The following is a 13,083-nucleotide window of genomic DNA, read 5'->3' on the forward strand; positions in this document are numbered from 1 at the left end:
AGGATAGCAATGAAAATACAGAAATATATACCTCAAATAGTTATCATAATTTTTACAATGCTATTATTAAATAGTTGTGAAGAGAATAACTATGATTTTGGAGATATTATTACACCGAGTAATATTACTATTGAAGCAGAAATCATTGGTCAAGATACTACAAATCCTAACGGCGATGGTAGTGGAGTTGTAAATTTTAGAGCCACAGCAGAAAATGCTTTATCGTTTAAATTTATTTATAATGGTATTGAATCATCTAAACCAGATGGTAAAATCACATATAATTTTAGTGAATTAGGAGTAAATACATATACAGTAACAGTAGTTGCAATAGGTACAGGAGGAGTTTCATCAAGTAAAACAATACAAGTAGATGTATTAGCTTTATATGAAGCACCAGATGATTTAAAACAAATGTTATACGGATTCGATCCAGCAAATCCAGATGCAGTAACTTCAAAAACGTGGAGAGTGAAATCTGAAGTAAATGCGCATTTTGGAGTAGGTCCTCCAGAAGAAACATCACCAATTTGGTTCGCAGCTCCTCCAGGAGATAAAGCAAGTACTGGAATGTACGATGATCGTTATGTTTTCAATTCAGATGGAACGTTTAAGATTATTACAAACTCGGTAAATGATGATCCTACAGAAGATCCTTCTGGAACAATTTTCGGGCAGGCAGGACCATTAGATCAAGATTTTGGAGATCAGGGATTAACACCAAACGGAAATAACGAACATGAGAATTATGCAAAAGATGATTTTACGGGAACATGGAGTTTAACTGCACCGGCTGGGCAAGAAACTTTAACTCTAACAAATAATGGTTTTTTCGGTTTTTATGTGGGAAATAGTGGAACATTTTCAATTTTAAGTAGGTCAGCAACAGAAATGAATGTTAAGATTATAGGAAATGATGGTTTAAGTTGGTTCTTTATTTTAACGACAGAAGAACCTGTGTCAACTTCTCCTTCTGTCTTTAATACATTAATTTGGGAAGATGATTTTGAAACCAATGGTGCACCAGATCCAACAAAATGGACTTATGATATTGGTACAGGAACAAATGGTTGGGGAAATAATGAAGTACAATATTATACAGATAGAGCAGATAATGCGGTAGTTGTGAATGGAAACCTGGTAATTACAGCAAAGCGAGAAAACTTTTTAGGAAGTGGTTACACTTCAGCAAGACTAAAAACACAGGGACTATTTAATTTTAAATACGGTAGAGTAGATGTTAGAGCAAAGTTGCCCGAAGGAGCTGGTACTTGGCCTGCAATTTGGATGCTAGGCTCTAATTTCCCTACAGTAGGTTGGCCTTTTTCTGGCGAGATTGACATTATGGAGCAAACAGGAGCTGATAAAAACACAGTTCTAGCAACTTGTCATTGGCAAGATACAGCAAGTAATACAAAAGCAGATTTTGGTCAAACAACTTCAATTACTAATGCAACATCAGAATTTCATTTATATACTTTAGAATGGACAGAGTCTAGTATTAGCATGTATTTAGATAATGTTAAATATTATGAATTAGCCAATACTTCAGCTTTGCCATTCAATGAGAATTTCTTTTTGATCTTAAATGTAGCAATGGGAGGAACTTTAGGTGGCTCTATTGATTCAAGCTTCTCAGAAGCTACAATGGAAATTGATTACGTTAAAGTATTTCAATAGTGTAAATTAGTTTGATTAATTCAAAGAGGTTAAATTAGTAGTACTGTTTAACCTCTTTTAAATTTAAATTATGAAAAAATGTATACTACTACTATCCATTTTTTTTGTGCTCGCTAATTGTAAAAGTGAGTCAAAACTAAATGTTGAATCCAAAAGTGATATAGATAAAAAAGTAGATTCTCTATTGGGTGTAATGACCTTAGAAGAGAAAATAGGACAAATGAATCAGTATAATGGTTTTTGGGATGTAACTGGACCAGTTCCAAGTGAAGGAGATGCAGCTAAGAAATATGATCATTTAAGAAAAGGCTTGGTAGGATCTATGCTAAATGTTCGTGGAGTAGCCAATGTTCGTAAAGTTCAAAAAGTAGCTGTAGAAGAAAGCAGATTAGGAATTCCTTTAATTATTGGTTTTGATGTTATTCACGGGTATGAAACCCAAAGTCCAATTCCCTTAGCAGAATCTGCAAGTTGGGATTTAGAAGCAATAAAAAAATCAGCACAAATGGCTGCTAAAGAAGCTGCTGCTGCTGGTATAAATTGGACTTTTGCTCCGATGGTAGATATTTCTAGAGATGCAAGATGGGGAAGAGTTATGGAAGGAGCAGGAGAAGATGTGTATTTAGGAAGTAAAATAGCTGTTGCTAGAGTAGAAGGATTTCAAGGAGAAGATTTATCAAATGAAGAAACATTAGTTGCTTGTGCAAAACATTTTGCAGCGTATGGATTTGCTGAATCTGGAAAAGATTATAATACAGCTGATGTTGGAGTTTCTACATTATATAATACAATTTTACCACCTTTTAAAGCTGCTAAAGATGCTGGAGTACGAACTTTTATGAATTCATTTAATGAGCTTAATGGTATTCCTGCTACTGGTGACAAATTTTTACAAAGAGAGATTTTAAAAGGAGAATGGAATTTTGATGGTTTTGTAGTTTCAGACTGGGGATCGATTATGGAAATGATGGATCATGGATTTGCTAAGGATAAAAAACATGCTGCAGAGTTAGCTGCAAACGCTGGCTCTGATATGGATATGGAATCGTATGCGTACGTGAATGAATTAGCAAATCTGGTTAAAGAAGGTAAAGTATCAGAAGCTGTAATTAATGATGCAGCAAGAAGAATTTTAAAAGTTAAATTCGAATTAGGGTTATTTAAAGATCCTTATAAGTATTGTAATGAAACAAGAGAAAAAGAAGTTATTGGAAGTAAAGAAATGCACGATGCTGCGTTAGATATGGCTAAAAAATCTATTGTTTTATTAAAGAATGAAAATAATATACTACCTCTTGAGAAAGAAGGAAAAAAAATAGCTTTAATAGGAGCTTTAGCTGCAGATAAAAATAGTCCTTTGGGAAGTTGGAGATTAGCTGCAAAAGACAATTCAGCAATTTCAGTTTTAGAAGGAATGCAAAAATATTCAGGAAATCAACTTACTTTTTCAGAAGGAGCAAAAGTAGTTTTTGGAAATACAAATTTTATTAATGAAGTTGAAGTTAATTCAAAAGATACATCTAAATTTCAAGAAGCTATTCAGAATGCAAAAAAAGCAGATGTTGTAGTTATGGTTTTAGGTGAAGTTGGCTTTCAAAGTGGTGAAGCACGAAGTAGAGCAAACCTAGGTTTACCTGGTGTTCAGCAAGAATTATTAGAAGAAATTTATAAAGTAAACAAAAACATAGTTTTAGTCTTAAATAATGGAAGACCTTTAACTATTACTTGGGCAGATGAGCACATTCCTACTATTGTAGAAGCATGGCAATTAGGTTCTCAGGCAGGAAATGCAATTGCAGAAGTTTTATATGGAGATTATAATCCAAGTGGTAAATTACCTATGACTTTTCCTAGAGCTGTTGGTCAAGTTCCAATATATTATAATCCGAAAAATACTGGTAGACCAGGACCTAAAAAAGAAGTATTTTGGTCGCACTATCAAGATGAATCTAACGCGCCTTTATATCCATTCGGGCACGGATTAAGTTATACAACTTTTAAATATGAAAATATTTCTGTTGATACTTCATTAAAAGAAAACATTAAAGTGTCTGTTACGGTAACAAATACTGGAAAAGTGAAAGGAAAAGAAGTTGTACAATTATATCTTAGAGATGTAATAGGAAGTGTTACAAGGCCAATAAAAGAATTAAAAGGTTTTGAACTTATTGAATTAGAACCTTCAGCATCAAAAGAAATTACTTTCAATCTTACAAAAAATGAACTTGGATTTTTTAACAATAAGGGAGAATTTATTGTTGAACCAGGAGAGTTTAAAGTTTTTGTAGGTGGAAGTTCAGTAACTTCACTAGAAACAATATTTAATTACTAATGAAAACAATAGCCCCCATTTACGTTTTATTTTTTCTAATCATATTTTTTTCATGTGAAAAAAAGAATGAAAAGAAACTGATTTTCCACCAAGATTTTAACTCAGAAGTTTTAGATACAAAGTTTTGGAGTTATGATCTTGGTAATGGTTGTCCCAATTTATGTGGTTGGGGTAATAATGAGCGCCAGCTTTACACTAAAGAGAATGTGTCATTAAAAGATGGTAATCTTGTTATAAAAGGAACAAAGAAAGATTCGTCTTACTTCTCAGGAAAAATACATACAAAGTCTAAATTCGAATTTACCTATGGAACTATTGAGGTAAAAGCTAAACTACCTAAAGGTCATGGTTTATGGCCAGCTATTTGGATGTTAGGGTACGATATCGATAAAAATACTTGGCCAGCTTGTGGTGAAATTGATATTATGGAATATGTAGGAAAAGAACCAAGTACTATTTACAATTCTTTACACAATAGCTCTAGTTATGGAAATACAATTAATTCCAAGAAAACAGTAATAGATAATATAGAAGAAGGTTTTCATCTTTATAAGACAAAATGGACTAAAGAATCCATTGTGTTTTATATAGATGATGAGGAAGTTTATACATATGCTCCGAATAAAAAGGATGAAAAAAATTGGCCTTATGATAAACCATTTTATTTGATTTTAAACATGGCTATAGGTGGAAATTTTGGAGGTCCTGAAGTAGATGATACTATATTTCCTCAAGAATTCATTATAGATGATATAAAGATTTACGCTAATTAAAATTTAATTTTAATTCGTTTGAATTTAAATCTTCATAATTACAAAAAAGATCATCTTTTGGATGATCTTTTTTATTTTTAAAGAGTTGGTTTTTAGTTTTCTATTTGAGTTTTTTTGTTCGTTTAACCTAAGTATTAAGTCTTTTGTCGAAAGAATATTGTTTTATGTCTAATTTTAAATTAGCTGACAGAAGTGTGTAAGTATATTTGCCGTCGGTTTTATACCAAATATCTTATTCCCCCACTTATAAAGTCACACTGTTTAGTGTGACTTTTTAAAAAAAACAATATTATATATTTAGTTGCTTAAGTGTTTATTATTTATGTTTTTAATAATTTCTTTAGCAGCATTTTCTCCAGAGTACATAGCTGCATTTAAAGAGCCGTTAAATAAATAATCACCTGCTAAAAAAGTATTACTATTTATTTTAATACTATTGGTGTTTGTAATTGTTTTATTTTTTGGAAGAGCTAATGGAATTGAATAATCTTTAATAAATTTAGGATCTTTTATATTGCAAATTTCTTCTAGTTCCTGAATTACTTTTTTTATTAGATCATCGTGGTTTAATTCATGATTTTTTACAACTGTAACAGATAAAAGTTCATTTTTAGGTGTTTTTTCTGTTTTTAAACTTGTATGATAAAATATATTGTTAATTAAAGATTTTTTATTAGTTATTAATCCTATTAGAGCTTTGTCGATAATTTTAGATGATGTTTCAAAGTATAGTGTGTGACAAGATTTCCATTCTGAAAATTTAGTAGTATTAGTATTTAAAATCTCATTAGGATTTACAGTTAATACATTATAGTTACTTTTAATAATTTCTCCATTATTAAGATAAATCTCTGAATTAATTATTTTTTCTACTTTGGTATTAAATATGATATTTGTTTTTTTTAGTTTATTTTTTAGTTGATTCGGAATTGCTTGCATACCAGCTTTAGGAATTGCAGCATAACCTTCACCAAACATTTTATAAATAAACTCAAATAGTCTACTAGACGTTTCTAAGTTGTTTTCTAGAAAAATACCACTAAAAAAAGGAAGGAAAAAGTTATCTATAGCTTTAGAAGAAAAACCAAAATCTGTTAAATATTTGTAAGTAGAAGTTTCTTTATCTGTATATATGTTATTAATGGTTTTCTTTTGTAAAGTACGATTCAATTTAAAAACCTTTAACTTGTCTTTAAAAGAAAGTAAGTTAGAAAAGAGAGTGGAGAATAAGAATGATAAATCCCTTATAGGATCTCCAATAGCAGACATAGATTTATTATTAAAAATAATGGCTCCAGGTGATATTTTTTGAAGATCTAAATCATTATAATCTAAATACTTTTTAGCAAGCGGATAAGAAGTTAAAAGGACTTGAAAACCATGATCTAACTGATAATTATTTATATAGTCTGTTTTTATACGCCCACCAACTTTGTCTGTAGTTTCAATTATAGTTGGAGCATATCCTTGTTGTTCAAGTACAATAGCAGCTACCAAGCCACTAACACCAGCGCCTACAATAGTGATATCTAGATTTTTTTTCATAACGAATACTTATTAGATATAAAATAATTTAGCTTACCTTTTCCCAAGTTTGATCGGCATTTAAAATAAAACTCCCCACAAAATTAAAGTTGCATTGATCTGGTGCAATAAGTGATAAAAAGTGAATTCCTTTTTTGTTGATGTACAAATGATATGTTTGACCAATAATTGGTTCAAAAGAAAATTCAGCATTTAAAATCAAATTATTGTATTCAAACTCTTCCATCATTTTAGCATAAGCTTCTTTAAGTTCTTCGTACTTCGTTTTAATTTTATGATTTACTTTATTAGTAACTCTGTTTTTCCAAGCTGTGTTATCATCAATCGTAATTTTAGGAGCGCCAACAGAAGTCGAATAAGGTTTTAAAGCAGCATCATACGATTCTGTTTCATAGTTGTATACAACATAGTCAGGCTTTTTTCCTTTTTCCATATTATTGTTGTTTGTTTAAAGATTCTATTTGCTGTAAAATTTGATCAGCTTCATAAGCCTTTTCATCACTTAGTTTTCTATTTACTGTAGAAAGTTTATATGATTCTTCCAGTAATTTTTTGTAACGATCTTCTAATTTTTCTTTTAGTGATTTTGATTTGAAAAAATTAAACATAAATACACAATTAATAAAAACAAAGATAATTTTTTTGTTTATATTTATTGTGTAAAAATTAAACAAAAAAATATTATGAAGGATTTCCTTTATTTAAAATAATTCAAATTAATAAACAATAGGAATTTATTAACATATCTTGTGATGATGTTTAATTATATTTGAATAAGTTTAAACAAAATTATTATGGATATACTAAGTGAAGCATTAGCATTCGAACAAGCCAAGATGAAAAACATGACTACAAGTGATAGAGTAGTTGCATCAAGAGAGGCAAAAAGATTAGTGTTAGCATTGAATGAAATCTATAAAAGAACTAAAGACGCTAAACTAATGGATATAATGAAACGTTTAACCGTTAAGAAAAGAAAGATTGAATCACGATTAAAAGGAAAACCTCTGTTATAGATTATTACAACAAAATCTTTCTTTTTCTAATTTTCTTCCCTCAATTAATGAGCTAATCTAATAAACTTAGGTTAGCTTTTTTTATTAATTGATATTTACATTTTTTTGATTTTAATTCATTTTACGAATATTTATTATAACCTCACGAATATGGGTTTGGTAATTTAAATTAAAGCTCTCTCTTATACTTTTGAACTTTATAACCAAAACATCATTTAGAATAAAAAAATAATAACTATTAAAGAAGAGTATAATTCTTTAGAGGAATTACAAGGGGTTATCAATAAAAAGTCAGAATACAATTCGAATATTCAATACGATAAATGGGAAATTAGAAAAGATGCTGAGGGGAATATGCAAAAGTGTATTATGGTTAAAAAAAGTGCAATGCATGGGTTAAAGGTTTACTTCTTAGATGATTTAACAATAGAATTGAGTTATACAATTCTTAATGTTTTTTTACATGGATGGTTTGGGAAAAGCCAAAAAGCTTACAGAGGTATTGATGAAATTATTTTAGGTAAAATTAAAGATGCTTTATTAATAGATTCTCAAAAGAAAGCTTTTAATGAAATGGAACAAATTTATACAGGAATTATAGTGTAATTTTTAATTATTATGAAAAAAATTATCTATTTACTATGTTTCTTTTTTTTTAGTGTTCAAGCTTCCTCACAAGAAGAATGGATGAAAACAACTGGAACTATTAAAAAAATAGAAAAGAAACGTAGGGGAAAAACTATTGCTATAGTTAGCTTTACAACAGAAGAAGGAAAAACTACTGAAACTTATGTAGAATTGATAGGGCTTCCAGTTATTGGAACTTTTAAATCTACAGGAGATATAATTAAAATCTATTATGATAAGAATAATCCAGCTATAGTAAGAGATGAAGATGGCAAGTTTTTATCTCAATATGGTATGATTGTTTTAATAGTATTAGGAGTGTTTTTTTCTTTAAAGAAATTTAAAGATGTCAAAAAATTTCAAAATTAATTTTAAAGGAACAATTTCCTTAAAACACATGAAAAATATCGTTTAAATACTAATACAAGTTTTGATTTTTGATGCAAACTTTATGATGATATGTAGAGAAAATTAATTACTAATTTTTTAATGAATTCTACCCATCAAATTCAATAACTGTTATGAAATTTATGTTTAGTTTAAAAATAAGTAAGTAGTAAATCTATATGTTTTTAGAACCAATTTAGATAGAAAAGAAATAAATATAAGGGAAAAATTTAAGGAAAAGGACTACTTAAAATTTAAAGACGAAACAGAATTGATTGTAATAAAAGCTTTAAAGTGAAAAAAGTTTGGAGAGTCAATTGGGAATTTAAAGCACTCTCTAACGAAGGTGGGTAGGTTCATTTTTAACTTTAGTTAAGAATTTATGAAAAATAATATAAAAATTAAGAGGAAAGTAGAAGATAAATTTGAAATTGTTAAAAAAGTTCCTAAAGATAAAATTCAAAATTCGTTAAAGTTGTATAATGAATATGGAACCATGAAAACTTTGGTAAAAAACATTTTTTTATTAAATGTAGTTTTTATTGTAATTCACAACATTTTTATTGCTAAAAAGCGTTACGATTATGAAGTTTATAACAACATTAGGATAATAGAGACTTCAATTATAGGAGTTTTAATAATTTTAGTTGTAATTATAACCATAATAGCTATGAGTAAAAATTCAAAAGTAAAAAACGAACTGAAAGAAATTTCAAAACGTTACGGGATTAAAAAAGAAGTTGTACAAGAAGAGTTTAGTGTTTTGGCAATGCATTTGTATGGAGGTAGAGGAGTTGTTTTAAAATAAGTTAATGAGAATAGTATTACAAATATTAATATTGAATTTGGTTTTTATTTCTTGTGAAAAGGAAATTAAAGAAACACCTGAAGAATTTGCAGAGAAATTAGTGAAAATGTTCAATGATTTCGACAATTTAGCTTCTAGTCTTTCAAGAAAAGCAACAAAAAGCACTCAAAACGTTCTAGAAGAAAGAGAAATTATCAACGATTTTTTAAATCAAAGCATAAGAACTTTAAAAAGGAGTAAAGAAATTAATCAAGATTTAAAGGGAAAAGAAAAAATGATAACTGTTTTTACTTCCTACAAAGAAGTAATTAATAGTTCGAAGTATACAGCGTTTTTAAAAGAAATAGAAAAAGATAAACAAGAAAAAAATTCTAATAAAAAGAAGAATACTTCGATCTTCGTAGGTAAAAAGTTTGAACTACTCAAAGAGTTAATGAAAGATATTATTCCTGTACAAACTAAAGCAGAAAAATTAGAGTTAGTAATTGAACAGTATCAGAAATTGTATGTTAAAGGTTAGTATTTATGTAAGCTATATATTTTATCTTTCGACTTGAAAAGTAAAAGAAATTAAAGATGAAGAAAGTACTAAGTAGCCTGCTTATTTTACTACTAGTATATGCTTGTAAGAAAGACGATTATGAAATTCAGTTTTATCATTGGAAGTCAGATGCAAAGCTTTCTGATGTAGAAAAAGAAGCTTTAAAAAACACTCACGCTAAGAAAACATTTATTCACTATTTCGATGTTGTATTAACCGATGGAATAAGTCATCCTGTAAGCGTAATTCAAGATATAGACCCTTATTTTAATACTGTACAAGTTGTACCAGTAGTTTTTATCAGTAATTCAGTATTTAAAGTAAATCAATATTCAACCCAAAATTTAGTAGATAAAGTAGCACAACTAGTTCAACAAATTCATCAAAAATACTTCAATAAACAAGCTTTAGAAATCCAAATTGATTGCGATTGGACTAAAACTACAAGAGAAACTTATTTTAAATTTTTAGAACTTCTAAAAGAAAGAATATCTGTAAGTGTAACTATTCGTTTACACCAAATAAAATTTCAAAGAGAAACAGGTATTCCACCAGTAGATTTTGGTGCTCTAATGTTATATAATGTTGGTGATTTAGGTGATTTTAATCAGAATTCAATTTTAAATAGTAAGATAGTATCTCAATATGTAAAGGGAAGTACAGAATATCCATTACAGTTAGATTTAGCTTTACCTTTATTTTCTCAGGTTGTAATTAAAAATAGAGAAGACAATATTCGACTTATAAATAGAGTTATTGAAGAAGATTTTAAAAACGATACAGAACATTTTAAAAGTTTAGGAAAACATCAATATATCGTACTCAAAAAGAAACTATATAAAGGTCAGTATTTATATAAAGATTTTAAGTTAAAGTTAGAAAAAACGAGTATTGAAGAAATTGTAAAATCTAATGATATAATTAAAAATAGCGATTTAAATATTAGAAACACAATTTTATATCATTTAGATGAAACAGAAATTAAAGAACTAAATTTTAAAGAATTAATCACCAAGTTATAATGAAGAAGATAGTATTTAAAGAGTATATAATCGCATTATTATTTCTAATAATAGCAACACCAAAAATATTTGCAGAAAATACACCAAAATACTTTTGTGGAGGTTGGTATTACGATCCAGATTCTTTCTATTATAATTTATTCAATCAAGAAAATATATCTCAAAAAGCATTTTATCCTTTTTTAAGAACAGATATGAATCCGTTTTATGAAGATCAATCTTTAAAAGATTCTAAAAATGTTCACGAGTGGTATTCTTTTTTCAATGAAAAATATTCAAAAGATCAATTAGTAGAGGTTCTTTACGGAAAAGAGAATAAACTCTATACAATTCAAGAGAAATCCGCAAAAGAAAAAGCTGCTAAAACTTATTTGAGTTTTGCAAAATCTTGTGAAACTATTACAGTAAGTAATGAAAGTTATTATTGGGATTACGATGCGTTAATTAAAAAGAGAAAGCAAAATGCACCAGAATTAATTGGTAAAGGTTTATCATTATATAGTAAAGAGAAAAACGCTGACTTAAAACTTCGTTATGCGTATCAATTAATTCGGTTGTATCGATACAATTATGAGTTTCAAACTGCCATTGATTTTTATAACAACGAAGTAAAATCAAAAGTATCTAAAAATGAAATCTACTATTATATTTTAGATCAAGTTGCTGGTTGTTATTATAAACTTAAAAGATATGAAAAAGCAGCTTATCTTTTTTTAAAGGTTTTTGATAAAAGTATCGATAAGAAGCGATCTGCTTTTGTAAGTTATAAGTTTTGTACATATAAAAATGCAGAAGGAAAATCATTCTTAAATACCAAAGAAGAAAAAGCAAATCAGATTTTTATCACGGCAATTAGAAAGTTTTCAGATACGATGCAGGATCTCGAAAATATAACTGATTTAGGTATTGCTGAAGATAAACAAGAATTGTTAGCTATTCGAATTATAAATAATTTAGAAAGAGCAATTTTAGATATAAATTTTAGAAAATCCATTTTTCAAGTAGAAGATAAAGTTGCAGATGAATTGATCGCGTTACAAAGTTATATTGATAGAAAATTAGAAGGTACTACTTCTAATAGAGAATTTTGGAAATTAACAGATGCATATCTTTCGTTTTTACGTCAAGATTTTAAAACCGCAAGTGATAAGTTAAGCTTAGTAAATTCAAGAAAGTTTAAAGAACAAAAAGAAAGTTTAGCAAGAATATTTGAAGTGTTTTCGTGGACAACAATTAATGAAGAAAGAGAGTTATGGTTGTCTAAACTATTCAAAAAAAATAAAAACGGAGTTACAGTTTTAGGTCCATGTCAATTAGATGAAGTGAATCAAGTGAGTATGTCTTGTAATTTAAGAGGAATTATTCTAGAACAAGTAAGTCATTTGTATTTGCAACAAAACAAAATTGCGCAGTCTTATTTAATACACAACCCTTTAGAGGATTTAAAAGAAGTAACGTCTCATGATTTAGTAGACGATATAATTAAATTCATTCAAAAGGAAAATAAAAATGATTTCGAAAAATTATTATTAAAAGGTTTAAAAAATAAAGGATTAGAAAGTTCGTCAATTTTAAATTTAGCAGAAAAAGCAAAAGGGTTAATGTATTACAGAAGTGGAGATTTTAATATTGCAGTAGATTACTTTAGTTCGTCTGATGTAAAAAATATACCAGCTTCTATTTTCAGTAATAATACAATGGAGTGTTTTAATTGTAACGATGCAACTGTAATGGAAGATGAAGTGTATAAAGCTAGTGCATATTCTTTTTTAAACAGAAAGATGAACACTTACGACTTGTTAGTTAATCTTCAAACTTTAGAGGATATGACGCAAGATGAAACCACAAAGAAGTGGAAGAAAAAACTAGCCTATTATTTACTTGGGAATTATTTTTATAATGCATCAAATACAGGGTATTATAGAGCTTTTACTTATTACGGAAAAGATCGTTATTATAACTACGATTTCGGAAGAATCAGATCAGATATAAACGATGTAATTTCAAAGAAAAAAACTTATAGTTTTCCTTACGGGGGATATAGAAATACCTACAATGGTTTAGCTAAAAAAGCAAAATATTATTATGAAAAAACAATTGAAATCTCAACTGATAATGAACTAAATGCAAGATGTGCTTACATGATAGCTAAGTGTGAATTGAACGAATATTACAATAATGGTTGGGATTCAAATTATTCTGGTTATGAAGGAAATGAATATAGAAAGTTTGAAAACTCTGGATTTAAAGCTTTAAAAACAAAGTATAAAAACACGAAGTTTTACGAAGTGATACGAAGTAAATGTAGTTTTTTTAGACAATATGATGCGTATTAAAGATATTATTAGATAA

The 13,083-nt window shown here is 28.3% G+C and carries 13 protein-coding genes; 10 read left to right on the top strand and 3 right to left on the bottom strand.

Going from position 1 to position 13,083, the window contains the following annotated elements:
- The first annotated feature begins 9 nt into the window (after window positions 1-9).
- The 3 genes from ACSIGC_RS17650 to ACSIGC_RS17660 all read left to right on the top strand — a co-directional run bounded on the left by ACSIGC_RS17650 (window position 10) and on the right by ACSIGC_RS17660 (window position 4,785).
- The gene (locus ACSIGC_RS17650) at window positions 10-1,680 is read left to right on the top strand and encodes a glycoside hydrolase family 16 protein (protein WP_442266080.1); all 1,671 of its coding nucleotides are present in this window, start codon (window positions 10-12) and stop codon (window positions 1,678-1,680) included.
- Between the two features lie 70 nt (window positions 1,681-1,750).
- The gene (bglX, locus tag ACSIGC_RS17655) at window positions 1,751-4,012 is read left to right on the top strand and encodes a beta-glucosidase BglX (RefSeq protein WP_442266081.1); all 2,262 of its coding nucleotides are present in this window, start codon (window positions 1,751-1,753) and stop codon (window positions 4,010-4,012) included.
- Window positions 4,012-4,785, top strand: coding sequence for a glycoside hydrolase family 16 protein (locus ACSIGC_RS17660; protein ID WP_442266082.1), 774 nt, complete (start codon window positions 4,012-4,014; stop codon window positions 4,783-4,785). The genes bglX and ACSIGC_RS17660 overlap by 1 nt, the downstream gene beginning before the upstream one ends.
- 297 nt (window positions 4,786-5,082) lie before the next feature.
- Here the strand turns inward: ACSIGC_RS17660 and ACSIGC_RS17665 are convergent, their stop codons facing one another.
- The 3 genes from ACSIGC_RS17665 to ACSIGC_RS17675 are packed head-to-tail and all read right to left on the bottom strand — an operon-like array spanning window position 5,083 to window position 6,938.
- Window positions 5,083-6,330: an FAD-dependent oxidoreductase gene (locus ACSIGC_RS17665; RefSeq protein WP_442266083.1), complete on the bottom strand. Its 1,248-nt coding sequence runs from the start codon at window positions 6,328-6,330 to the stop codon at window positions 5,083-5,085.
- Window positions 6,331-6,358: 28 nt separating this feature from the next.
- Window positions 6,359-6,763, bottom strand: coding sequence for a DUF2452 domain-containing protein (locus tag ACSIGC_RS17670; protein WP_442266084.1), 405 nt, complete (start codon window positions 6,761-6,763; stop codon window positions 6,359-6,361).
- Window position 6,764: 1 nt separating this feature from the next.
- Entirely contained in the window at window positions 6,765-6,938 is a 174-nt protein-coding gene (locus ACSIGC_RS17675; protein WP_442266085.1) for a Lacal_2735 family protein, read from the bottom strand.
- Window positions 6,939-7,124: 186 nt separating this feature from the next.
- Here ACSIGC_RS17675 and ACSIGC_RS17680 point away from each other — a divergent pair, with 186 nt between their 5' ends.
- From ACSIGC_RS17680 to ACSIGC_RS17710, 7 genes are all read left to right on the top strand, one after another.
- Entirely contained in the window at window positions 7,125-7,346 is a 222-nt protein-coding gene (locus ACSIGC_RS17680; RefSeq protein WP_442266086.1) for a hypothetical protein, read from the top strand.
- Window positions 7,347-7,715: 369 nt separating this feature from the next.
- Window positions 7,716-7,952, top strand: a complete 237-nt coding sequence (locus ACSIGC_RS17685; RefSeq protein ID WP_442266087.1) for a hypothetical protein — start codon at window positions 7,716-7,718, stop codon at window positions 7,950-7,952.
- A 12-nt stretch (window positions 7,953-7,964) separates the two neighbouring features.
- Entirely contained in the window at window positions 7,965-8,342 is a 378-nt protein-coding gene (locus ACSIGC_RS17690) for a hypothetical protein (RefSeq protein WP_442266088.1), read from the top strand.
- 400 nt (window positions 8,343-8,742) lie between these two features.
- Window positions 8,743-9,168: a hypothetical protein gene (locus ACSIGC_RS17695; protein ID WP_442266089.1), complete on the top strand. Its 426-nt coding sequence runs from the start codon at window positions 8,743-8,745 to the stop codon at window positions 9,166-9,168.
- Between the two features lie 4 nt (window positions 9,169-9,172).
- Window positions 9,173-9,688 carry a hypothetical protein gene (locus tag ACSIGC_RS17700; protein ID WP_442266090.1) on the top strand — a complete coding sequence of 172 codons (516 nt, stop codon included), beginning with the start codon at window positions 9,173-9,175 and terminating at the stop codon, window positions 9,686-9,688.
- Between the two features lie 56 nt (window positions 9,689-9,744).
- Window positions 9,745-10,731, top strand: coding sequence for a hypothetical protein (locus ACSIGC_RS17705; RefSeq protein WP_442266091.1), 987 nt, complete (start codon window positions 9,745-9,747; stop codon window positions 10,729-10,731).
- Window positions 10,731-13,067, top strand: a complete 2,337-nt coding sequence (locus ACSIGC_RS17710) for a hypothetical protein (RefSeq protein ID WP_442266092.1) — start codon at window positions 10,731-10,733, stop codon at window positions 13,065-13,067. Before ACSIGC_RS17705 ends, ACSIGC_RS17710 begins: the two co-directional genes overlap by 1 nt.
- Window positions 13,068-13,083: the final 16 nt, after the last annotated feature.

Source organism: Tenacibaculum aquaeponti, assembly GCF_052084715.1.
In the GTDB taxonomy this organism is placed as follows: domain Bacteria; phylum Bacteroidota; class Bacteroidia; order Flavobacteriales; family Flavobacteriaceae; genus Polaribacter.